At 53.4% G+C, this 21,620-nt stretch carries 21 protein-coding genes; 9 read left to right on the top strand and 12 right to left on the bottom strand.

All coding sequences use genetic code 11. From position 1 onward, the window contains the following. Positions 1-64: 64 nt before the first annotated feature. The 3 genes from ctaD to ABXS88_RS08275 form a co-directional block, all read right to left on the bottom strand. The gene (gene ctaD / locus ABXS88_RS08285; RefSeq protein WP_353674703.1) at positions 65-1,726 is read right to left on the bottom strand and encodes a cytochrome c oxidase subunit I; all 1,662 of its coding nucleotides are present in this window, start codon (positions 1,724-1,726) and stop codon (positions 65-67) included. Positions 1,727-1,787: 61 nt separating this feature from the next. Next, positions 1,788-2,774, bottom strand: coding sequence for a cytochrome c oxidase subunit II (locus tag ABXS88_RS08280; protein WP_353674702.1), 987 nt, complete (start codon positions 2,772-2,774; stop codon positions 1,788-1,790). A 151-nt stretch (positions 2,775-2,925) separates the two neighbouring features. Next, the gene (locus tag ABXS88_RS08275; protein WP_353674701.1) at positions 2,926-4,362 is read right to left on the bottom strand and encodes a glycosyltransferase family 2 protein; all 1,437 of its coding nucleotides are present in this window, start codon (positions 4,360-4,362) and stop codon (positions 2,926-2,928) included. A 203-nt stretch (positions 4,363-4,565) separates the two neighbouring features. Here ABXS88_RS08275 and ABXS88_RS08270 point away from each other — a divergent pair, with 203 nt between their 5' ends. Together ABXS88_RS08270 and ABXS88_RS08265 are read left to right on the top strand one after the other, a co-directional pair. Further along, positions 4,566-5,789 (top strand): bifunctional sterol desaturase/short chain dehydrogenase, encoded by a 1,224-nt coding sequence (locus ABXS88_RS08270; protein WP_353674700.1) that lies wholly within the window; start codon positions 4,566-4,568, stop codon positions 5,787-5,789. Further along, positions 5,770-6,696 carry an LD-carboxypeptidase gene (locus ABXS88_RS08265; RefSeq protein WP_353674699.1) on the top strand — a complete coding sequence of 309 codons (927 nt, stop codon included), beginning with the start codon at positions 5,770-5,772 and terminating at the stop codon, positions 6,694-6,696. The genes ABXS88_RS08270 and ABXS88_RS08265 overlap by 20 nt, the downstream gene beginning before the upstream one ends. Positions 6,697-6,832: 136 nt before the next feature. Here the strand turns inward: ABXS88_RS08265 and ABXS88_RS08260 are convergent, their stop codons facing one another. Further along, positions 6,833-7,144 (bottom strand): RNA-binding protein, encoded by a 312-nt coding sequence (locus ABXS88_RS08260; protein ID WP_353674698.1) that lies wholly within the window; start codon positions 7,142-7,144, stop codon positions 6,833-6,835. A gap of 256 nt (positions 7,145-7,400) precedes the next feature. Here ABXS88_RS08260 and ABXS88_RS08255 point away from each other — a divergent pair, with 256 nt between their 5' ends. After that, positions 7,401-8,126, top strand: coding sequence for an ABC transporter permease (locus ABXS88_RS08255; RefSeq protein WP_353674797.1), 726 nt, complete (start codon positions 7,401-7,403; stop codon positions 8,124-8,126). Positions 8,127-8,131: 5 nt separating this feature from the next. Here ABXS88_RS08255 and ABXS88_RS08250 read toward each other — a convergent pair whose 3' ends face one another. Together ABXS88_RS08250 and ABXS88_RS08245 are read right to left on the bottom strand one after the other, a co-directional pair. After that, positions 8,132-8,797, bottom strand: coding sequence for a response regulator transcription factor (locus ABXS88_RS08250; RefSeq protein ID WP_353674697.1), 666 nt, complete (start codon positions 8,795-8,797; stop codon positions 8,132-8,134). Positions 8,798-8,825: 28 nt separating this feature from the next. Then, on the bottom strand, positions 8,826-9,143 hold the full coding sequence (locus ABXS88_RS08245) for a DUF3067 family protein (protein WP_353674696.1): 318 nt from the start codon (positions 9,141-9,143) through the stop codon (positions 8,826-8,828). 244 nt (positions 9,144-9,387) lie between these two features. On the opposite strand from ABXS88_RS08245, the gene ABXS88_RS08240 reads away from it, so the two are divergent. Both ABXS88_RS08240 and ABXS88_RS08235 read left to right on the top strand, forming a co-directional pair. Further along, positions 9,388-9,672, top strand: coding sequence for a DUF2470 domain-containing protein (locus tag ABXS88_RS08240; RefSeq protein ID WP_353674695.1), 285 nt, complete (start codon positions 9,388-9,390; stop codon positions 9,670-9,672). A gap of 7 nt (positions 9,673-9,679) precedes the next feature. Continuing rightward, a complete protein-coding gene (locus ABXS88_RS08235; RefSeq protein WP_353674694.1) occupies positions 9,680-10,807 on the top strand; it encodes a quinone-dependent dihydroorotate dehydrogenase in 1,128 nt (375 codons plus the stop codon). 11 nt (positions 10,808-10,818) lie between these two features. Here the strand turns inward: ABXS88_RS08235 and ABXS88_RS08230 are convergent, their stop codons facing one another. Both ABXS88_RS08230 and thrC read right to left on the bottom strand, forming a co-directional pair. Next, entirely contained in the window at positions 10,819-11,259 is a 441-nt protein-coding gene (locus ABXS88_RS08230; protein WP_353674693.1) for a cupin domain-containing protein, read from the bottom strand. A 5-nt stretch (positions 11,260-11,264) separates the two neighbouring features. Further along, positions 11,265-12,365, bottom strand: a complete 1,101-nt coding sequence (gene thrC, locus ABXS88_RS08225) for a threonine synthase (protein WP_353674692.1) — start codon at positions 12,363-12,365, stop codon at positions 11,265-11,267. Between the two features lie 206 nt (positions 12,366-12,571). Between thrC and ABXS88_RS08220 the strand changes: the two genes are divergently transcribed. Next, positions 12,572-13,207, top strand: coding sequence for a M23 family metallopeptidase (locus ABXS88_RS08220; protein WP_353674691.1), 636 nt, complete (start codon positions 12,572-12,574; stop codon positions 13,205-13,207). On the opposite strand, the gene speA is transcribed toward ABXS88_RS08220, so the two are convergent. After that, on the bottom strand, positions 13,202-15,220 hold the full coding sequence (gene speA / locus ABXS88_RS08215) for a biosynthetic arginine decarboxylase (protein WP_353674690.1): 2,019 nt from the start codon (positions 15,218-15,220) through the stop codon (positions 13,202-13,204). The two genes, ABXS88_RS08220 and speA, sit on opposite strands and share 6 nt — an antisense overlap. A 204-nt stretch (positions 15,221-15,424) precedes the next feature. Between speA and ABXS88_RS08210 the strand changes: the two genes are divergently transcribed. Both ABXS88_RS08210 and ABXS88_RS08205 read left to right on the top strand, forming a co-directional pair. After that, positions 15,425-16,672 carry a competence/damage-inducible protein A gene (locus ABXS88_RS08210; RefSeq protein WP_353674689.1) on the top strand — a complete coding sequence of 416 codons (1,248 nt, stop codon included), beginning with the start codon at positions 15,425-15,427 and terminating at the stop codon, positions 16,670-16,672. Between the two features lie 171 nt (positions 16,673-16,843). Then, positions 16,844-17,479, top strand: a complete 636-nt coding sequence (locus ABXS88_RS08205; protein ID WP_353674688.1) for a peroxiredoxin — start codon at positions 16,844-16,846, stop codon at positions 17,477-17,479. Between the two features lie 53 nt (positions 17,480-17,532). Here the strand turns inward: ABXS88_RS08205 and ABXS88_RS08200 are convergent, their stop codons facing one another. Both ABXS88_RS08200 and cysE read right to left on the bottom strand, forming a co-directional pair. Continuing rightward, positions 17,533-19,182 carry a glycosyltransferase family 39 protein gene (locus ABXS88_RS08200; protein WP_353674687.1) on the bottom strand — a complete coding sequence of 550 codons (1,650 nt, stop codon included), beginning with the start codon at positions 19,180-19,182 and terminating at the stop codon, positions 17,533-17,535. A gap of 36 nt (positions 19,183-19,218) precedes the next feature. Beyond that, a complete protein-coding gene (gene cysE / locus ABXS88_RS08195) occupies positions 19,219-19,974 on the bottom strand; it encodes a serine O-acetyltransferase (protein WP_353674686.1) in 756 nt (251 codons plus the stop codon). A gap of 118 nt (positions 19,975-20,092) precedes the next feature. Between cysE and ABXS88_RS08190 the strand changes: the two genes are divergently transcribed. Further along, the gene (locus ABXS88_RS08190) at positions 20,093-21,055 is read left to right on the top strand and encodes an ABC transporter permease (protein WP_353674685.1); all 963 of its coding nucleotides are present in this window, start codon (positions 20,093-20,095) and stop codon (positions 21,053-21,055) included. 93 nt (positions 21,056-21,148) lie between these two features. Here the strand turns inward: ABXS88_RS08190 and ABXS88_RS08185 are convergent, their stop codons facing one another. Beyond that, complete coding sequence (locus tag ABXS88_RS08185) at positions 21,149-21,301, bottom strand: hypothetical protein (protein WP_353674684.1); 153 nt, start codon at positions 21,299-21,301, stop codon at positions 21,149-21,151. Between the last annotated feature and the right edge of the window lie 319 nt (positions 21,302-21,620).

Below are 21,620 nucleotides of genomic sequence, written 5' to 3'. Positions count from 1 at the left end.
TCACAATCAAAAATAGTTACAATCCCTGGGCAGGGCCCGAGCAAAAGGCCCTCCAAGAGAAAAACTAACGGGCTTCGGCACCCACTTCCGCCAGCATCTCTGCAACGGTTTCTTCGCTATCAATGGTTTCGGAGTCAATACCAAAGTCGTAGGGGCCAGACCAGAGCACAGGTTCTTCTTCAAAGTTTTCGATAATCGGTGGAGAAGCCGTTTGCCATTCCAGAGTCAGGGCCCGCCAGGGATTCCGCGCCGCCGCTTCCCCTTTCCACAGACTCCAAATAACGTTGATCACAAAGGGGAAAGTCGAGACCGCCAACAAATAGGCCCCCAGCGTACTTAATTGGTTTAGGCCCTGGAACTGGGGGTCATAGAGGGCAATGCGACGATTCATTCCCTGTAGGCCAAGTTGGTGCATGGGCAGAAAGGTCAGGTTGAGGCCAATAAACATCAAGGCAAAGTGGAGACGGCCCAGATTTTCGTTGACCATCTTGCCGGTCATTTTCGGGAACCAGTGGTAAACCCCGGAGAACAGGGCCAGGGCACTGCCACCAAAGAGGACGTAATGGAAGTGACCTACCACAAAATAGGTGTCATGGACATGGATATCAAAGGGCACCGAGGCCACCATAATGCCCGTGAGGCCCCCCATGAGAAACGAAGCCAGAAACCCAATAGCAAAGAGCATGGCGCTGTTGAGGTTAATCTTGCCGCCCCAGAGAGTACCACACCAGCTAAAAATCTTGATTCCCGTCGGTACGGCGATCAGCATGGTGGTGGCCATGAAAAACATCCGTAACCAACCGGGGGTGCCACTGGTAAACATGTGGTGGGCCCAAACGATCAGGCCGAGAAAACTAATGGCTAAGCTGGAGTAGGCAATGGCCCGATAGCCAAAGATGGGTTTGCGGGCGTGGACGGGAATCACCTCAGAAATTACCCCAAAGAAGGGCAAAATCATGATGTAAACGGCAGGGTGGGAGTAGAACCAGAAGAGGTGTTGATACACGACGGGATCACCGCCCCCGGTGGGATTAAAAAAGCTGGTACCTGCAATCAAATCAAAGGAGAGGAGAATCAGGGCGGCTGCTAACACCGGCGTTGACAGCAGGATTAGAGACGAGGTCGCCAGCATGGCCCAGCAAAAGAGGGGCATACTGTGTAGATCCATATCCTTAATCCGCATCTTGAGAATGGTGGTGACAAAATTAATGGCCCCCAAGATCGAGGAAGTTCCCACCAAAAGGACACTCAGAATCCAGATTTCTTCTCCCCATTTACCGCTGATCAAACTCAAGGGAGGATAGGACGTCCAACCGGCCTGAGGGGCCCCCACAAAGAAGCTAGCAATGAGCAGTACTCCTCCCGGCGGCGTTAACCAAAAGGCTACGGCATTTAACCGGGGAAAGGCCATATCTTCCGCGCCAATCATCAAGGGGATCAGGTAGTTGGCGAAGGCGGCGCCGGCCGGCACAATCCACAAGAAGATCATGATCGTGCCGTGCAAGGTCATCAGTTGGTTGTAGAGTTCCGGGGAAACAAAGTCCGGGTCGGGGGTGGCCAATTCCGTGCGCATCGCCTCAGCAAAGGAACCCCCAATGAAGAAAAAGAGAAAGGAGGTAACGAGGTATTGAATGCCAATGACCTTGTGGTCAGTACAAAACGTAAAGTAATCAGTCCACTTACGCCGGGGAAGCTGGCCCGTCAGATGTTCAATAGCAGTAGTCATAGAAAAGTAGAGACAAGAGCAGGAATCGTTCTAGGGGAATGAGTCAGAGCAAGCTGACTGGTTAGATGGCGTCGGCAGAGACCGCTTTGACCTGGGCCAGGGCCGCAGAGTTGATGCCCATTTCCTGGGCGTAGGGGGCCAGATACTCCGTATCGGTCATGATCTGGGGATCGGGCAGATGCAGGGCCACTGCTTCGCCGCTCTCACTGGCGGGACGATTGGCCGCAACCCAGGTCTCGAATTCATCGGGGGTTTGGGCGTAGAACATCGCCTTCATGCCACCGTGGTAGGAGCCACAGAGCTCAGCACAAATAATGGGATATTCGCCAGCGACATCGGTTTTAAACACGAGCGTGGCATCGTGGCCAGGAATGGCATCCTGTTTTAGCCGCAGTTGGGGAATCCAAACCGCATGGATCACATCCCCAGCACTGATGTTTAACTGCACCGGGCGGTCAATGGGCGCATGGAGTTCTCCTGAAATAATCCCCGTCTCAGGGTAGCTAAAAATCCAGGCATACTGAATCCCTTTGACATCTACAACCAAGGGTTCAACTTTGCCATTCTCAGGACTGGTGCCAATGCCCAGGGCCACTCTTGATTGGGGGGCCATGGCGAGCATGTGGTCATGGCCGGCATGATGCTGTTTCATGGCAACGGTTTCCGAGGGCCGATCCGCTGAAATCACTGGGTCTAAACCGCCCAGGCTGTTGTAAACCTCGAAACTATAGACCGCCAGGATAAAAACAATGACCGTCGGAATGGCCGTCCAAAGAATTTCCAGGGGGACGTTACCTTCCACCGGCGGGCCATCGGTCTGGTCGCCGGGACGACGACGGAAACGAATCACACAGTAGAGCAAAATCCCTTCTACCAGAAGAAATAGGCCCGTGGCAATGGTCATCATAAAGTTAAAAATGCCATCAATCTGCTCGGCATCCTTTGACGCCGCCACAGGCATCAAGCCATGGTGTTGACCATACCAAAGGCTGATCAGGGTAATGACAATACCGATAATGAGCGTGATGATATTGCTAGGAATGTTCACGACGGTTATAGGGAACGATAAAATTGCCTTTTCCTTAATAGGGTAGGGCAATTCCCTTTTTCTGTCGGGTATTTCCATGGCGATCCCAAAGGATCTTTAACTTTTTTTAAGTTTTGCTTCCTTGGCCGGGCTGGCTTTGTGTTATTTCAACCTAGATCGCAGTGGTTGCTGATTCTTCGCTGGCCCCGGCATGAACCGTTTTCACCCATTTGAGGCGTTTAGGCCGCACCGCCATTCGGGCCGTCACACAGGGCATGATCACCAGCCAGTGGAACATGTAGAGGGTGCCCTGGAGGGTTTGGGCCAGCAGTTGGGCCTGATCCCAGAAGGAAAGATGGGGACGGGGCTGGAGCCGTCGCAGGCCTCGATACATGCCCCAGAAGGAAAAACTAACGGCAACGGTGGTCAAGGGGGCCATCAAGGGCCAATGGTGACGAATCAGGGCCATCATCGCATCGGGGACTGCCGCCGTCGGCAATAGGTATTGCATCAGCATAAAGGACAGAAGATCCACCTTCTTGCGCCAGCCCATGGGTTGAGAGCGAATCCAGCGCCAATAGTCGAGGTAGCGTTGATAGCCACCTTCGGCCCAGCGATTCCGTTGATGCCACAGGGCCATGGCCGACGTCACCCCTTCTTCTTCTACCGGCGGATGACTGAGTACGGCCACTTTCCAATTTTGCAGATGCAGACGAATGGTCAAATCCAAGTCATCGGTGATTGTTTGTTCATTCCAGCCGCCACAATCCTCCAGGGCCTGACGAGAGACAAACTGGCCGTTGCCCCGCAGTTCGCCGATGCCACCGGTGACGATGCGCTGTTGCTGAAAGTAGGTATCCAGAGCCATTTCTGCCGCCTGGCCCTTTGTCCAAAAATTAACATCCTGATTGGCAATGGCTTTACGGACTTGCACGGCCCCCAGTCGTTCTTGCTCGAAGTAGGGCACGACCTGGCGCAGAAGGTTGGCCGGTACCTGGGCATCGGCATCAAACACCCCAATGATGGCCCCGGATGCCTGTTGCAGAACTTCATTTAAGGCCCCGGATTTTCCCCCCGTGGCCCCGGCGGGCCGATGAATGACCCGCAGTTGAGGATACTGGAGCGTTAACTCATCTAAAATCTGTGGCGTCTGATCTGTACTATGATCATCCACAATCCAGACATCGTACTTATCTGCCGGATAATCGAGGGAACAGAGCTGTCCTACTAATTGGCGAATCACCGCCGCTTCATTTTTAGCCGCCACTAGCAGGGAAAGGGATTGATAGCGGTCTGGCGCTTCTTCTGTCAAGGGAGCAGGGGCCATTTCTGGCCGAGCCACCATCAGGCGCAGGGCCTGGAGGGCCAACAGGCCCATCAACGCTAAAACTAATAAACTACCCCAGGCAATCAGGTGCAGAGAAATTACCACCAGCCACAGCATCATCAATACAAAGGCTGCTTTTTGACGACGGCCCCCAGAATATTGGAAGAAATCGTTGCGAAAATCTTCTTCTTCCGCTTCGGGATCATCCCAGTCCGGTAGGAGTGAATGCAGGGGATCAAAATTTGATTCCGACTCGTTATCAGTCCAGGGAGATTGGGGCATAGTAATCGTTCAAGACCGAAATGGGGCTGGTTTGACCCCTATTCTATCGAAAAAGTGTTAAGTTTTTTGTCATAGTCTTAAAGGCGTTGGTGGCCTCTGGGGATCGGGTAGTGTTCTTCTTTGTCCTAATGGGAATACCCTTGATACCGCTTACCGCTATCGACAATAACAAAGCTCAATTTTAAGGTTCTATTGTTACTCCTATGCCCGTCGTTGTTTCTGATCCCCTCTGGATGGTGGCGATTGCCCTTGGCTCGATTCTCTGGGCCGAAGTGATCCGGGATGCCTACCATGCCTTGGCCCATGTGTGGACGCCAGTTTATCGCCTCCATGCTTGGCACCATAAGGTCTTTCGGCCGGATTTATCCGTTGTCAGTCCAGAGATTTATCGCAAGGCCCATTGGTATAATGACGTGCCCGAAGCCCTGGTTATGCTGACCCTCGGCCTCTTGCCCATCAGCCTACTTCTTATCTGGCAAGCCCCCCTGTCTTGGCTAGGGGCCAGTGGGATCGGTTTGGTCTATACCCTCTCTTTTTTAGGGGCGGCGGTTGCGCGCGGCCTAGGCCTTCCTCAGGCCGATGAGAAAACGGATCTGACCCACCGTCCGGGGCCTTTTCTGGAGCCGCCTGCGGCCTGGCGGGTGAATCGCACCTATCATTGGCGGCACCATTTTGATAATCAGAAAGCCTACTATAGCGGCACCTTTACGTTTGTGGACAAACTGCTGGGCACGGCCCTCTCCCTCAAGGGCAAAACCATTGCTGTCACCGGGGCCAGTGGCACCTTTGGCCAGGCCCTACTCCAGCAACTGCAACGCCAGGAGGCTAAGGTCATTGCTCTCACCTCCCGTCCCCTCTCACCGGAAGCCCCCCCCGCCATTCCTACTTATCACTGGCAAATCGGCCAGGAGTCGGCCTTAGGAGAATTACTGGAAACGGTCGATATTTTGGTGATTAACCACGGCATCAATGTCCATGCCCAAACTAGCCCCGAGGCCATTCAGCAAGCCTACGAGGTGAATACTTTTTCGGGTTGGCGCTTGCTGGAATTATTTTTAGCCACGGTGCGCACCAATGCCCAGATTGCCACGAAGGAAGTCTGGGTGAACACGTCAGAGGCAGAAGTGGGGCCGGCCCTGAGTCCCCTCTACGAACTGAGTAAGCGAGCGATGGGGGATTTGATTACCCTCCGTCGCTTGGATGCTCCCTGCGTGATTCGCAAGCTGATTCTTGGTCCCTTTAAAAGCAATCTCAATCCCATTGGCGTGATGTCGGCGGATTGGGTTGCTAAGCAAGTGATTAAAGCGGCCCAGCGAGATACGCGCAATATTATTGTTACCATCAATCCCTTGACCTATCTTACCTTCCCCGTCAAGGAATTTGTTGTTTCCCTCTACTTCCGTCTCTGTGCCTTCATCAAACTCTAACGGCTTTACCCCCTGGTCGGGATGGCAACGGCCACCATTTCTCCGCCCCGGAGCCAGACTAGTGGTGATTTCCAGTAGCGGTGCTCTCCGGGAACACCAGGCCCTAGAAGCAGGCCTCCAAATTTGGCGTGATCGGGGTTATCGGGTTGATGTTGGCCCCCATTGGCAGGCCCAGGAGGGCTATCTAGCGGGAACGGATACCCAACGGCGCGAGGCCCTGGCCCTGGCCTGGTCAGACCCCGATTGTCAGGGTATTCTTTGTAGTCGGGGGGGCTATGGCAGTATGCGACTGCTGGAGCAATGGCAATGGCCCGCGACGACCCCACTGAAATGGCTGATCGGCTTTTCTGATGTGACGGGATTACTGTGGAGCTTGGCCACCCATCAAATTATGGCCCTCCATGGCCCGGTACTTACGACCTTGGCCCAGGAACCCGAAGACTCTTTAGAACACCTGTTTGCATGTCTAGAAGGGCGGGAACTCTCCCCTCTGCAAGGCCGAGGCTGGGGCGGCGACAAGGTCACTGGGCCCCTGATTCCCGCCAATTTAACTGTCGCTACCCATCTTTTGGCCACTCCGTTGCAACCCCATCTCCAGGGGGCCATTTTGGCCTTGGAAGATGTCACCGAGGCTCCCTACCGCATCGACCGCCTGCTCACTCAATGGCGCTTATCGGGTCAATTATCCCAACTGGCGGGCATTGCCCTGGGCCGGTTCAGTCGTTGCCAGGCTCCAGCGGGATATTCGAGTTGGCCCGTCGAACAGGTGCTTCAGGATCGTTTGGGCGATTTAACGCTTTCCATTGTCTCCGACCTCCCCTTTGGTCACGATGGCCCGAATTTGGCCCTGCCCGTTGGAGCGCAGGTTGAACTGGACGGTCAAGCCGGAACCCTGCGCTGGCTTTAGCCGTTCTTTAAGCACAAAAAAAGAGACTGACTAGGCCTCCTTGAGTATTTATCTTGGCTCTAGGAACTTAATCGTTGCCCCTTAGAGCCTGAATCATTAGGTTTTCTCGACAATGAAGGAAGAGAAAATGCAAAAACTAACGGTGGGCAAAATTGTTGCTATTGCTTTTGCGGAAGCTATTGTTGCCATCGCCAAAGCTGTTGTTTTCGCGGGGCTTGGCCTTATTAACCTTAAGATTGCGACCCATCCATTGAGCCCCATCTAAGGTTTCAATAGCTTTGTCTTCTTCATCATCGGTGTTCATTTCCACAAACCCGAAACCACGCATCCGTCCGGTTTCCCGGTCGGTGGGCAAGTAAACGCGCTTGACGGCGCCATATTCAGCGAAAACTTCGCGGAGGTCTTCTTGCGTGACCTCATAAAACAGGTTACCAACGTAAATAGCCATGGGATATCTCCAAAATTAAGAAAAGCAACGAGAGGGGGGAAGAAAAATTTCGGAAACACACCAGCCAATACGTTCAGGGTAAGGCCTGCCAATATTTAATACCAATGCCGAAACCAATACCAAACTCTCAAAACTACACCTCACATCCTAACATAGGAGAGGCAACAATTGTCCTTATTTTGGCTTAACCTTGCTCAACCTTGCGACTTACACTAAAGTGCTCGGCCTTTTCTGGCAAACTGCGATTGCGGCGGAGATGGAATACCGTCTCAATTTTGTGCTGGCTAGTTTTAGCAGTCTGGCAAACATGGTAGGCAGTCTGTTTAGTCTCTTTTTGTTCTATCGGACGGGTTATCAATTCCAGGGTTGGAGTTGGGAGCAGGCCCTGCTGGTATTGGGGATGTTTACCCTGCTCCAGGGCACCTCGGCTAGTTTGTTTATGCCTAACCTCAATCGCATCGTCGAGTATGTGGAAAAGGGGACGTTGGATTTTGTTCTCCTCAAACCCATTAGCAGTCAATTTTGGCTGTCGGCTCGCATTCTTTCCCCCTGGGGCCTGCCGGATCTCTGCCTCGGTTCTTGTTTAATTTTCTATGCCGCCGACCGTCTTCATTTGTCTCCCTGGAATGGCCTGGCGGGCCTCGGGCTGTTGCTGGTGGGGATTGTAATGTTGTACAGCCTCTGGTTTATGCTGGGGGCCACGAGTATTTGGTTCGTCAAAATTTATAACGTCACGGAAGTTCTGCGGGGCCTATTGGAAGCAGGGCGCTATCCGGTGGTGGCTTATCCAGCCATCTATCGCTTCTTCTTTACGTTTATTGTTCCCATTGCCTTCCTGACCACGATTCCATCCCAGGCCATGTTGGGCCGCGTGGCCCTGACCTGGGTTTGGGGGGCCTTAGGAGCTGCCCTCTTTTTACTCTGGTTTTCCCATCGCTTCTGGCAATTTGCCCTGCGTTTCTACACCAGCGCCTCCAGCTAAGGCCCCTAGCCGACTAAGCCGGCCCGCAGGGCCCGGACGGCGGCCTGAGTTCGGTCATCGGCACAAAGTTTATTCAAGATATTGCGGACGTGGGTTTTCACGGTGCCGACAGTAATAAACAGTTTGTCGGCAATGGCGGCATTGCTCAGGCCATCCACAATTAACTGCAAGACCTCTAATTCTCGCTCAGTCAAGGGATAGGAAAGAACCTCCGCATCGGTGGAGGGCAGGCGGGTACTCCGGGCCTGGGCCAGTACCACCCCAGCAATAGCGGGATCAATCCAGGCCTGCCCCAGGTGGGTGGCCTTGAGGGCCTCGAGTAATAGCTCTAATCGAATATCCTTCATGCAGTAGGAATCGGCCCCGGCGCTAAAGGCCGCTAACACGGCTTCTTCCTGGGTGTTGAGGGTTAAGATCAGCACCTTGGGCGTAACCGGCAGGGGCAGTTGCTTAATCTGTTTGGTTAATTCAATGCCGTCCATGTCCGGTAAGCCGATGTCTACAATGGCCACATCGGGCTGGGTGGCTTGAATGGCCGCTAGGCCGGCCTCTCCGGTGTGAGCCTCGGCCAACCATTCAATGGCAGGGTGGGTCGCCAAGGCCGACCGCAGGCCCAGGCAAATGAGGTCATCATCTTCTACGAGAACTAAGCGAATTTTTTCTGTCGTCATTGTGGTTGCTTTCCGATGCCTTGCTATGCTAGCGCTCTTCTAGAATCCATTCCACGGCCCGGCCCCCTAAATCCAAAGGAATATTAACGGCTTTGCCCAAACGCGGTCGCTCTTTGGTCTGCTGGCAGAAACGTTTGACTTGGTCGCCACTACCCCAGGCCTGGAGGTAGTCGGCAATAGTACTGAGATGGGCCAGGTAATCCTCTTCCGAAAGGGGAAAGGAGGCCTGTTCAAGGTATTTCCACATGACCTGTAAAAAAATTTGGCCCCTCACTCTACGGAGTTGGATATCGTAGGAGTACCCCCATTTATCGAGCAGAAGTTGGCGAAGTTCTGGGCCAGTCATACGGTTTTCCTGGGCGACTGCTATAAAAAGACTGAAAACAGTGAGGGGAGGAGGGCCAGGGCCTGACCCCTCGCCTAGGCAATTGTACCCCGTTTCCCAGCAATGGGAGAAAGGCCCAGGGCCGGGCCAGGTTTTTTCTCGGAAAGAGATGCCTTAGAATTAGCCCTAGATCTAACTTCCTGGGTTGTTTATTCCCCAGGACAGCCTTCAACTGTTCCTTAACGTTTATCTTTGCCCCAACGCCATGGCCGACCCTCTCTCCCCTGCAATTAGCGACCGTATCTGTCGCCACATGAACGAAGACCATGCCGAAGCGGTGGCCCTCTACGCCCGGGTCTTTGCCCAGTTAGCCTCCGTTGAATCGGCCCAAATGCTAGCCATTGATCCCGACGGGATGGATCTTCAAGCCGTTGTTGAAGGAACACCGCAAACCGTCCGAGTTGCCTTTGACCATCCCCTCCAGGATTCAGAAGATGCCCACCAGACTCTGATTGCTATGGTGAAGCAGGCTCGTACTCGAATTTCTTAAGTTAACAATGTTTAGTTCTGCCCGTCCTTTGTACCCTTGGATTCTCCGCATCACCCGTCACCAACCGGAGGCGGGCCATCGCCTACTGTTGCAAATCCTTCAGGGCCTCGACCACTTCAACCGAGGCGGGGGCGGCTGGCTCCTAGAGCAAGTAGAGCAATCTTTTTCCTACCGTGATCCTCGCCTGAGTCAATCTCTCTGGGGTTTGACCTTCCCCAACATCCTTGGCCTAGCGGCGGGCTGTGACAAGGATGGCGAAGCGGCGGCCCTCTGGCCAGCCCTGGGTTTCGGCTTTGCAGAACTCGGCGCAGTGACTCAGCATCCCCAACCCGGTAATCCCACCCCTCGTTTGTTTCGCTTACCGGCGGATCAAGCTGTTTTGAACCGTTTAGGGGCCAATAATGGCGGGGCGGTGGCTCTGGCCCAGCGTCTGGCTGACACCTGGCAATATTATCCCCGTTCAATTCCCATTGGCATTAATCTTTGTAAGTCTAAAATCACCCCCCTGGAACAGGCTGCTGACGATTATCAGGCCAGCTTCCTGGCCCTGCAAAACGTTGCCGATTATTTTGTGGTTAACGTCAGTTCTCCCAATACGCCCGGTTTGCGGAGCCTCCAGACCACGGAAGAATTAGCAAAAATCTTAGCGGCCCTGCAGAGCGTCAATACTCAACCCAAACCCCTCTTGGTCAAAATTTCCCCCGACCTGGATTGGCCCGATCTCGACTCTATTATTAACCTGGCCCAGCGTTATCATCTTTCGGGCCTGGTAGCCACCAATACGACCATTGGACGCACTGGCCTGAAAACCCAAATCCTGCCGGAGACCCAGCGCTCCCTACAGCAGGAAGCCGGGGGCATCAGCGGTCAGCCCCTCCGCCAACGCTCCACCGAAGTGATTCGTTATCTCTATCAAAAAACCCAAGGCCAGTTGCCGATTATTGGCATTGGGGGCATTTTTTCTGCGGAGGATGCCTGGGAAAAGATTCAAGCTGGGGCTAGTTTATTGCAATTCTATACGGGCTGGATTTACCAAGGCCCTTGGTGCGTGAAGGATATTTTGGCCGGTCTGAGTCGGAAGTTAGACCAACAGGGCCTAAAGCAGATTCAAGCGGTTATCGGGCAAAAGACCTAGGTGCCGTCCGGTTATTTGAGAAAATGAGTCGCTGTCGGGCCCGTCCCCGTTTCTTGATAAATCACCTCTCCTTCCTTGGCCCAGACGTAATGGGACGTATTGGCAGGGGCGATATAAACGGCACCGGCCGGCACCACCATCATGTTTTCCGCCTCAAATTGTTGACCAAAGCCGACATAGAGCGTTCCTTGCAGGACCGTCGTGATCCGTTCATCGGGATGGGTATGGGGCGGAATCTGGCCCCCGGATTGTAGTCGCACGCGCAGGAGGTAGGGCCCCGCTTGGTTTTCAGCCCCGATCAGCCAGGCCCCTTGGACTAGAGGATTGTTAGGGGGACTAAACCAGGGTTTGCTCTCGGGCCGGATAACGGTAGGCGGGGTTTGGACATAGAAGGGACTGGGACTACAAAAGGCCCCCGCCAACCAGAGACAAAGGTTGATAATCGGTTGCATTGGCCCTAAAAGCCCATGGCCCTGGCCACGGAAGCTAAATCGGGCTTGATGCCAGCTTTGACTTGATTGCCGCTATTTTGCACCGCGCAATCCGGGTCTTTGAGGCCATTACCCGTCAGGACGCACACCACCTTGGCCCCGTCGGGAACTTGGTCTTGGACTTTGAGCAGGCCCGCCACAGAGGCCGCACTGGCGGGTTCACAGAATACCCCTTCCTCTGCTGCCAGGAGACGATAGGCCGCTAGGATTTCTTCATCGGTGACGGCGTTAAAGGTGCCATGACTGGCCTTGGAGGCGGCCCAGGCCTTGTCCCAGTTAGCAGGATTGCCAATGCGAATGGCCGTGGCTATGGTTTCCGGGTGAGCGACAGCCTGGCCTTGAATGAAGGGGGCCGCACCGGCAGCCTGAAATCCCATCATTTTGGGCAATTGACGACTCTTACCTAATTCTTTGTACTGACAAAAGCCCATCCAATAGGCGCTAATGTTGCCGGCATTGCCCACAGGAATACAGAGCCAATCGGGGGCCTCTCCCAGGACATCCACCACTTCAAAGGCGGCAGTTTTTTGGCCCTCTAGGCGGTAGGGATTGACGGAATTAACTAACGTGACCGGATACTGTTCCGATAGTTGACGCACGGCGGCCAGGGCATCGTCAAAGTTGCCGTCAATGGCAATCACTTCGGCCCCGTAGATCAGGGCCTGGCCCAATTTCCCCAGGGCCACGTAGCCATCGGGAATCAAAACAAAGGCTCGCATTCCGGCCCGCCGCGCGTAGGCCGCCGCTGCCGCGGAGGTATTGCCCGTGCTAGCACAAATGACGGCTTCGGCACCAGCTTCCTTGGCTTTGGAAATGGCCATGGTCATGCCCCGGTCTTTAAAACTGCCGGTGGGATTCAAGCCATCGTACTTCACCCAAACTTTGATGTCTCGACCCAAACGGGCGGCAATGGCCGGGGCTGGGATGAGGGGGGTATTGCCTTCCAAGAGCGTCACCACTGGGGTCTTGTCCGACACCGGTAAGTAGGGACGATAGGTTTCAATGAGGCCGCGCCAACGACAAGCAGAGGACTGGGGACAGACAAGGTTCATATCAGCGGAAGACATCTGACTTGCAAGGGTTGGGGACATCATAGACAGGGGGCCGGACAGTTAGAAAAAGGAATGGTTAAGTAAGCGTAAATTCCCATCTTACCGAAAAATTGGGGCAACCCATGACCGTCCCACCTCGCTCGCCTATTTTCTGGATCCCTGAAGTAGACAGAACCATTAAAATAGAGGCGTGAGTCTCGCCCCTGTGTGAGGAGTAGTCTATGTTTTGGCAATCCCTACGGCTCGGTGCAACCGAGTCAGGCCTGGGTGGCCCCCAACGTGGCGTTATCCCTGGCTTTATCTGTTTAATCCTTGGGACGGGTCTGAGTCTGAGCGGTACCCTGGCATCGAAGGCCCAGTACGCGCCCCTTGCCAATCGTTCCTACAATCCCTGGCAGTACGCTTCCTTTCCCGTCGAAAATTTTCAAACCTATACCTCTGGGTTTGGCTACCGCACTTCTCCTACTAATGGCACCCGTCAATTTCACTACGGCCTCGACCTGGCGGCTCCCTTGGGGAGCTATATTCGCAATTGGTGGGCCGGGCGCATTGTGGAACTGTCGGATCATACGGCCTGTGGCACCATGATTCGTGTCCAGTCCGGTGAGTGGCAACATATTTACTGCCATCTGATGGGCCGGGTGGAGGTTTACCAGGGCCAGCGAGTTTTGTTGGATCAAGAAGGCGGCATTATCCTTCAGGAGGGCCAGGATTTACCCGTCGGTGCTCGCATTGGCCGGGTGGGGATGACCGGCCGCACAACGGGGCCCCATCTCCACTGGGGGTTAAAGCATAATGGCGAGTACATTGACCCAGCGCGAGTCCTCCAGGCCATGTACCTGCCCGCGGCCCTATAGGCCGTCATCCACCAGATAGGTATAACGCCGCAGACTCTGCTCGTAGTCCTGGAGCAGACGTTGGGATTCTTCGAGGGTGATGTGGTCATCGGCCAGGGCCTTTTCGCTGTAGCGTCGCATGCGTTCCAGTAGGTCTTCGGCATCGTACTGCACATAACTCAGTACCTCGTTCATGGTGTCGCCCTTAACCACCGATTCGATCTGATAGCCGTGGGGGGTCATGGCAATGTGCACGACGTTAATATCACCAAAGAGGTTATGGAGATTGCCCATAATTTCCTGGTAGGCTCCCACTAGAAACATCCCTAAGTAATAAGGCTCAATCTCCTCGGTTTTGGGGGTCTTGGCATGGGTTTCAGGAATGCGGAAATCATGTAATTCCAGACAGGATTTGACATCCCGCAAATCAATAAAACGATCAATTTTACCGTCGCTGTCACAGGTTAAATCCGCCAAAATGGCCCGTTGTCGGGGTTCTTCATTGAGGCGGTGAATGGGCATAATCGGAAAAAGTTGGTTCAAAGACCAGGATTCCGGAGCAGACTGAAACACCGAAAGATTGACGTAGTAGATCGAGGCCATTAGTTTTTCCAGGTCTTGCACATCCTCCGGTACAAAGTCCTGGTTGCGGGTGATGTTAAGGATTTTGCGACAACAAGCCCAATATAATTGCTCGACCTTGGCCCGTTCCGTCAGGCTTAAATAGCCAAAATTAAACAGGCTAATGGCTTCTTCCTTGAGTTGCACGGCATCGTGGTAGGCCTCTTGGTAGTTGCTGGGATTAATGCCTTGGTAGGCCTCCCATAGGTTTTGCACAATGGTATGGTCTTTTTTGCCCAGGGCCTCTGGCGGGGTGTGGCGGATGTGGTTAGTGCCAAGGACATCAAACACCAACACCGATTGATGGGCCGCAATGGCCCGGCCGCTTTCACTGATCAGAGTCGGGGCATTGACATTGGCTTGCTCGCAGGCCTCTTGAATGGCCGCCACAATGTCGTTGGCGTAGTTCTGCATGTTGTAGTTTTTCGAGGCTGGAAAATTGGTATTGGAGCCGTCGTAGTCTACCGCTAGGCCCCCGCCGACGTTGAGGTAACGCATTTTGGCCCCTAGCTTGGCCAGTTGCACATAGATTTGACTGGCCTCCCGCATGGCCTCCTTGATCACAGTGATGTTGGAAATCTGGGAGCCCACGTGGAAATGCAGTAACTTGAGGCAATCCAGACGATCAACGGCCTCTAGGCGATTCACCACGGCTAAAATTTCCGGTACAGTTAGGCCAAATTTAGCCCGGTCACCGACGGCTGTCCGATCCTGGCCCTCGCCTTTGGTACTGAGTTTGGCCCGGATGCCCAACAGGGGTTTAATGCCCAATTGTTGACTAATGTGTAGAATCCAGTCCAGTTCTCGTGGTTGGTCGATGACAATAATGGCTCGGTGCCCCAAACGCTTGGCCAGAAGGGCCGTTTCCAGGTACTCCCGGTCTTTATAACCATTGCAAATAATTAGACTACGGGAGGCCTTTTCGTTACGGTCGAGTTGGGGGGGCAGGGTGGCCAGGGCAATCATTAACTCCGGCTTAGAACCGGCCTCTAGACCAAATTGGTAAGGTTTGCCGTAATTTACCAGGGCCTCGACCAGGTGGCGTTGTTGGTTGCACTTGATTGGGTAAACGCCTTGGTACGTACCGGGATATTTATAACGGGCAATGGCCTTGGCAAAGCAACTGTTTAAGCGTTCTAGGCGGTCGGCCAGAATATCCGAAAAGCGAATCAACAAGGGCATACCTAATTTCCGCTTGCGCAGGGATTCTACCAACTCCAGCAGGTCGAGGGAACCGCCCCGGTCGCCATGGGGAGAAACGGTGATGTGGCCGGCGGCATTGATGGCAAAGTAGGGGTCTCCCCAGCCGGAAATGCGGTACAAGTTTTCACTCTCTTCAATAGACCAGTTGGCCGCTAGTTTTTTTAATTTTTTGCCTTCTTTTTTCTCATCCAGCAGAGACTCTAACCCCATGACCGATGCCTAGACTTAAGTTGCTCTTCCTATCCTATCGGCAAGTGGAATCGTTGTATCAGCAAAAGTCTTGAGGTCTGGGGACGTCAACCTTATACTTTGGGTGTTGACGGGTCTCGGTACGACAGCATTGAGGGAAATCACTGACAGCGTCGCAACTTCCTGACCCGTCCCAACCCCCTAGCGGATTAGTTTTCAAAAATAATGAGTGCAGAAATCATTTGCGTGGGTACGGAACTCCTCCTAGGAGAAATTTTGAACAGTAATGCTCAGTTTCTGGCGCAGGAATTGGCGCAATTGGGGATTCCCCACTATTTCCAGACCGTGGTGGGGGACAATATTGCTCGCATTCATCAGGTCATGGCCCAGGCCCTGGAACGCTCATCTATCCTCATTTTTACCGGCGGCCTTGGCCCGACTCCCGACGATTTAACCACCGAGGCCATCGCCACTTTTTTTCAAGTCCCTCTGGTGGAACAACCATCAATCCTCGCGGACATCAGCGAAAAATTTCAACAACTGGGGCGGGAAATGGGGGCCAATAATCGCAAACAAGCCCTCCTGCCAGAAGGAGCGGATATCCTACCCAATCCCACCGGTACGGCTCCAGGCCTGCTCTGGCAACCTCAGCCCGGAAAAAGTCTGCTAACCTTTCCCGGTGTGCCGTCGGAAATGAAACGGATGTGGCGGGATACGGCGATCCCTTATTTGAAAAGTCTGGGCTGGGGCCAACAGGCCCTCTACAGTCAAACCCTCCGCTTCCGGGGTATTAGTGAATCGGCCCTAGCAACCAAAGTGGCCCCTTTCTTTGACCTCACTAATCCTACGGTGGCCCCCTACGCCAGCCTGGGGGAAGTTCGCTTGCGAGTCACCAGCCCTGGGGCCAATGAGACCGAGGCCCTCGCGGTGATTGAACCTGTCTGTCAGCAAATCCAGGCCATTGCCGGCCTCGACTACTTTGGCCGCAACGAAGACAGTTTGGCCGCAGTGGTGGGGGCCTTGTTACGAGAAAAACAACAGACTGTTGCAGTCGCGGAATCCTGTACAGGGGGACAACTGGGCGCTCTTTTCACCGATGTAGCCGGGAGTTCCGATTATTTTTGGGGTGGCGTGATTGCCTATGCCAACCCGGCCAAAATTGATCTGCTGGGGGTTGATCCCGAGCTGATTGCCGATGTCGGCGCAGTGAGTCCTGAGGTGGCGGAACAAATGGCCCTGGGTGTCCAGGCCCGCTTAGGCACTGACTGGGGCCTGAGTTTAACGGGCATTGCTGGCCCTGGGGGAGGAAGCCCTGAGAAACCCGTGGGACTGGTTTACCTCGGTATTGCTGGGCCCGATGGCAAGGCGACAGTCCAGGCCCATCACTTTGGAGATCGTCGTGGCCGAGAAGCAGTTCGCTACCTAAGTGCTTGTACGGCCCTAGACCAATTGCGTCGGCAATTACTGGCCTGAATCGGCCTATAGACTGTTAAAGATTGGCGACTTCTTCGGGAATTAGTGACCACATTGAAAGCGACCCAGCAGGCTCGTAACATCTCCGGCTTAAAGAATTTACACAAAGGCGATGGTTTTATGGGAAAATGAAAGGCAATCCTCAAGACGATTCATAACTAGGAGATACCTATGGCACTCCAACTCGGAGATGTTGTTCCCGACTTTACCCAAGAATCTAGCGAAGGCCCGATTTCTTTCCACGAATGGGCTGGTGATAGCTGGGTCGTCCTTTTTTCTCACCCCGCCGACTACACGCCGGTTTGTACCACTGAATTGGGTACTGTGGCCAGTCTGAAATCAGAATTTGATAAACGCAACGTTAAGGTCATTGCCCTCAGCGTCGATGATGTAGACTCCCATAAGGGCTGGATCTGCGATATTAACGAGACCCAAAATACAACCGTTAACTATCCCATTTTGGCCGATGGTGACCGGAAAGTCTCTGACCTTTACGGCATGATTCACCCCAACTCCCTCAATAGCCTCACGGTGCGCTCGGTCTTTATCATCGACCCCAACAAAAAATTACGCTTAACCTTTACCTATCCCGCCAGCACCGGCCGTAACTTCGACGAAATTTTGCGGGTGATCGACTCCCTGCAACTGACGGACTATCACCAAGTCGCCACCCCCGCTAACTGGAAAGATGGGGATGACTGCGTGGTGGTGCCCTCCATTCCCACGGAAGAAGCCAAAACGAAATTCCCCAAAGGGGTTAAGGAAATCAAGCCCTATCTGCGTATGACCCCCCAACCTAATAAGTAGGCCTTGGAGCTTCTTTATTCCTGAGCCAGCTAGTCTAACTTGCTGGCTTTTTTTTAACGAATGGAATCAGGGCCAGCTTGATAGGGCCTGAGCAACTGTCGAGCTTGATAGAAATAGAAGCGTTCGACCACTACTCCACCCCGAGTTAAGGGAACCTGACCAATTGCTTGAAAATGTCGGAAAAATTGACTAAATTCCTGGGTCAGGGCCGGATTTTGTTGAAACCGTTCCAGGGTGATGTAAAGGGCATCTTGGCCCAGCCAGGCCTGGGAATTGGGCCAAAAAGCAAAGCCCCTGGGATCATAGCTAAAACAGGTCACGGGACGGTGGGCAATGGGGCCTAGGGCCAGATCGATCAGCCCGCCGAGGTAGTAGGCATTGGTAAAAATAAAGTCAGTCTGTTCTAGGGCCTGTTTCAAGGCCGGTGAGCGTTCTACCCCCTGACGGAGTTGGTCAATATCGAGGAGTTCACTGGCCGGATCTTGGGCCGGTTCTAGCCAGCCGCCCCCCAGGGAGTGTTGGCCTGCTTTGAGTAGGGTGCCGGTGTGAATATGGAATAGAAAAAAAAGCAGTAGAGTAATAATGGCCAGGACACTCCCCGCCAACCACCGACGGACCCCCCGCCGAGAAAACTGTTCCCAATGGGCCGCGTAGAGGCCGAGCAAAAGAGTGCTGCTCCAGAAACCTGGCATGGGCCAGGTGGCTAAAATTTGTTCTTTCCCCCCCAGCAGGGTCAGACCGAGGGGCAGAGGCAGGGCCAACCAGAGCAGAAAAGCCAGTTTGGTTTTCAGGGCCGTGATGTCGGTGAAAGTCTTTGCCAAGGCGCTCGGTAAGTACCATTGGGCCTGAACACTCCGGCCCATTGCCCACCACAGAGGCAGGCCTAACGTCGGAAAGAGCAGGCCCACCCCCATGCCAAAAACCGCCAGTACCTGGAGCGGGTTATAGACGCTTTTTTCCTCAGGTATAACAGGATGAAAGCGTTGGAAAAATTGAAACTGGAAGGAAATCCAATCGTGTTGACTATTCCAGTAGAGCAGAGGAAAAAGGGTCAGTAGAAAAGTCAGCAGGGCCAGGCCCCCCCAGGGCGACCAGAAGACCCGACGATAGGGAGAAATCGTAAGACAAAAGCCAAGGCAGGACAGGGCCAAAACAAAGCCATGGTACTTACTCAGACAAGCCAGGCCTAATAAGAACCCTAAACCCACTAAGCGATAACTGGGGCGATAGTCGGAGGGGGGGGCCTGAAAAAATTCCAGGCTGGCCAACCCCAAAGTCGCCGACCAAAACAAGACCAGAGGACTGTCCGGTAAGGTTAGCACTCCAAAACCAACTTGGAAAATCGGAATAATTGAAGCCAGAAGCAGGGTATAGCGGGCTACTTTGAGATTAAACAGGTAACAGCCGGTCAGGTACAGCAACCCTAAACTCACGGTATAGAGAAGTAGCGGCCCTAAACGCAGAGTTAAGGGATGGGTAATGCCCGTTAGCCAAGGGCCAAGGCCGGTGGTCAGGGCCACCATGACGGGATGATCAAAATAGCTCCAGTCCAAGTGTTGGGTATAGAGGTAGTAATAGCCCTCGTCATAGCCCAGGGGAACCCAATAGGCTAAAACGGCCCGAAACAGGAGGCCTAGTCCCAGGATTTTAAGCATGACTGGGTCTAGTTGAGAAAAACGAGGCAAGGTTAACCGCTGAGTCATGGCAAGGGAAACAACCTTGTCAGTGAGCAGAGGAACCTACAACGTTCCCCCTAAAAATTCCTCAATCTCTCGGTCTCCGAGCCGACAACTTTGACCCAAGCGGCCTGGGGCAATTTCTGAACAAACTAAAGAGCGGCGGAGATCCAAGTCCCGTTGGCGATAATTTTGCAGTTCTTCCACCCGGTTTTCCAGGGCCTCAATCCGATCCAACAATAACCGAATGACCGTAGCTTCCGAATCCGGCAAGTTGCCGTGTTCCAAGGGATTAACCTTAACCCCAGAACGATGCACAACCCGGCCCGGCACCCCCACCACCGTGCAGTCGGAGGGCACACTTCTGAGGACGACCGAACCCGCTCCAATGCGTACATTATGGCCAATTTCAATATTGCCCAACACCTTGGCCCCGGCCCCAACCACTACGTTATCCCCTAAGGTCGGGTGACGCTTGCCGCTTTCTTTACCGGTTCCTCCCAGGGTCACGCCTTGGTAAATGAGCGCATAATCTCCAATAATCGCCGTCTCACCAATAACGACTCCCATGCCATGGTCAATAAAAACCCCTTGGCCAATTTGGGCCCCAGGATGGATCTCAATTCCCGTCAAAAATCGACCCAGGTGGGATAGTAGACGGGGAATAAAGGGTAAATGGAGGCAATGGAGCCAGTGAGAGAGGCGATGGATCAGCAGGGCCTGGAGGCCAGGATAGCAGAACAAAACTTCTAGCCAGTTGCGAGCGGCGGGGTCACGCTCAAAAATGATGCGAAAATCGGCAAGGAGTGAAGATAGCACCGTAGCAATTCTCTCTTAATTAGACGGCGGTGGGCCTTATTATTCTATCCCTTGGGGTTTCCTTCTGCGACTCTCCCCGTTGATCGTCTCTTAACCCAATCCTTACTAGGACATTTCCATGGGGCGTTATCTGATTCAGCGTTTAGTGATTGCTGGCCTGACCCTGTTGGGCATTAGCCTGGTTCTGTTTACTCTCCTGGCCCTGGCGCCGGGCAATCCCCTGGGAGAAGTGGCCACCAATCCTTCTATTCCCGAAGCCGTGCGCGAAAATCTCCGCAAAAGCTTTGGCCTCGACCAACCCTTGCCTGTCCGGTACCTGAAGTGGCTCAGGGCCTTTTTGCAAGGGGACTTGGGCTACTCCTTTACCAGCCGTAGTCCGGTGAGGGATCTCATTGCTCAACGGTTATCCACCACCCTGGGACTGATGGGCTCGGCCTATTTATTGAGTGCCCTGATTGCGATTCCCTTGGGGATCCTGGCAGCAGTTAAGCAGAACAGTTGGTTAGACCGGAGTATTACCAGCCTGAGTTTACTGGGCTTCTCTCTGCCAACCTTCGTGACTGGCCTCATTTTCATCTGGGTGTTTACGGTGCAATGGCGCTGGTTTCCCTTTGTCTATAGCAGTACGCTCCAGGTGACGAATGCGGCTAGCCTCGGAGAGCAAATTCGACAGTTAATTCTTCCCGTTAGTGTCCTGGTATTATACCAATGCACTACGCTCCTGCGGTTTGTCCGTTCCGCTGTCCTGGAAGAATTGCCCCAACCCTACATCCGCACCGCCTATGCAAAGGGCCTGGCCCCCAGGGCTGTAATTGGCCAGCATCTTCTGCGCAACGCCATGATTCCGCTGGTGACGCTTGTGGCTCTAGATATTCCAGCCGTGTTTACTGGGGCTTTGGTGACGGAGCAGGTGTTCCGGGTACCGGGAATGGGGGCCTTGATGATCGACTCTATCTATCGCAGTGATACCCCCGTCGTGATGGCTATCACCTTTATTTATGCCATTTTGGTCGTGATTTTTAGTACCTTAGCTGATGTTATCTATGGCATCCTCGATCCCAGAATTCAATATCATGATTGAGCCATAAAATAGCGGTGTATTCGCTGGGAATGACACCGTAGGATTGATGTTGGAGCTGCTAATAACCGGGTTATTTTTCCCTTCAAAAGCAGCCTAGTGATGATCATCAGCCGCATTAGCGTAGGGATCGCCTTCAAAGGGCTGAACACCAACTTCGGGATATTCATCGGTGGAAGGGCCAAAGATCCGAGCAAAGGCTTCTGTAAAGTACTGAACCAGATTTTGTAATGTCTCATGAATATTCATACCAACCTCCGCATTACTTGTCTCTCAATGATGGTATTTTTCTAGAGATTCGTTCAGAAGAATCAAGATTAACTTCTGCTTTTCCTCTACTCTGATTATCAAGGAATCTGAGGAGGATAAACGGGAAATTAATATCTTGTGAATCTTTTTAGCAATACTTTGCACTGATCCCCATATAGCGTTACTTTTTATTGCAAATTGTTAAGTTTCTCGTCGGATTTTGCAGTCTAGCCCCTGGGGCAAGGCCTTGCCAGCGCTTCGCATAAGTTAATACAAAAGAATGTAATTGCCCGTCTTTGGCTTTTGCCGTCGAGCCTCT

Origin of the sequence: Synechocystis sp. LKSZ1 (assembly GCF_040436315.1) — a bacterium.
GTDB lineage: Bacteria > Cyanobacteriota > Cyanobacteriia > Cyanobacteriales > Microcystaceae > Synechocystis.
This window is presented reverse-complemented; position numbering and strand designations above follow the sequence as displayed.

Excerpts from the sequence above, each read along its gene's own strand:
- ctaD (WP_353674703.1), bottom strand. The coding sequence starts at position 1,726 with ATGACTACTGCTATTGAACATCTGACGGGCCAGCTTCCCCGGCGTAAG.
- ABXS88_RS08275 (WP_353674701.1), bottom strand. The coding sequence starts at position 4,362 with ATGCCCCAATCTCCCTGGACTGATAACGAGTCGGAATCAAATTTTGAT.
- ABXS88_RS08270 (WP_353674700.1), top strand. The coding sequence starts at position 4,566 with ATGCCCGTCGTTGTTTCTGATCCCCTCTGGATGGTGGCGATTGCCCTT.
- ABXS88_RS08260 (WP_353674698.1), bottom strand. The coding sequence starts at position 7,144 with ATGGCTATTTACGTTGGTAACCTGTTTTATGAGGTCACGCAAGAAGAC.
- ABXS88_RS08255 (WP_353674797.1), top strand. The coding sequence starts at position 7,401 with ATGGAATACCGTCTCAATTTTGTGCTGGCTAGTTTTAGCAGTCTGGCA.
- ABXS88_RS08250 (WP_353674697.1), bottom strand. The coding sequence starts at position 8,797 with ATGACGACAGAAAAAATTCGCTTAGTTCTCGTAGAAGATGATGACCTC.
- ABXS88_RS08245 (WP_353674696.1), bottom strand. The coding sequence starts at position 9,143 with ATGACTGGCCCAGAACTTCGCCAACTTCTGCTCGATAAATGGGGGTAC.
- ABXS88_RS08240 (WP_353674695.1), top strand. The coding sequence starts at position 9,388 with ATGGCCGACCCTCTCTCCCCTGCAATTAGCGACCGTATCTGTCGCCAC.
- ABXS88_RS08235 (WP_353674694.1), top strand. The coding sequence starts at position 9,680 with ATGTTTAGTTCTGCCCGTCCTTTGTACCCTTGGATTCTCCGCATCACC.
- ABXS88_RS08230 (WP_353674693.1), bottom strand. The coding sequence starts at position 11,259 with ATGCAACCGATTATCAACCTTTGTCTCTGGTTGGCGGGGGCCTTTTGT.
- thrC (WP_353674692.1), bottom strand. The coding sequence starts at position 12,365 with ATGTCTTCCGCTGATATGAACCTTGTCTGTCCCCAGTCCTCTGCTTGT.
- ABXS88_RS08220 (WP_353674691.1), top strand. The coding sequence starts at position 12,572 with ATGTTTTGGCAATCCCTACGGCTCGGTGCAACCGAGTCAGGCCTGGGT.
- speA (WP_353674690.1), bottom strand. The coding sequence starts at position 15,220 with ATGGGGTTAGAGTCTCTGCTGGATGAGAAAAAAGAAGGCAAAAAATTA.
- ABXS88_RS08210 (WP_353674689.1), top strand. The coding sequence starts at position 15,425 with ATGAGTGCAGAAATCATTTGCGTGGGTACGGAACTCCTCCTAGGAGAA.
- ABXS88_RS08205 (WP_353674688.1), top strand. The coding sequence starts at position 16,844 with ATGGCACTCCAACTCGGAGATGTTGTTCCCGACTTTACCCAAGAATCT.
- ABXS88_RS08200 (WP_353674687.1), bottom strand. The coding sequence starts at position 19,182 with ATGACTCAGCGGTTAACCTTGCCTCGTTTTTCTCAACTAGACCCAGTC.
- ABXS88_RS08190 (WP_353674685.1), top strand. The coding sequence starts at position 20,093 with ATGGGGCGTTATCTGATTCAGCGTTTAGTGATTGCTGGCCTGACCCTG.
- ABXS88_RS08185 (WP_353674684.1), bottom strand. The coding sequence starts at position 21,301 with ATGAATATTCATGAGACATTACAAAATCTGGTTCAGTACTTTACAGAA.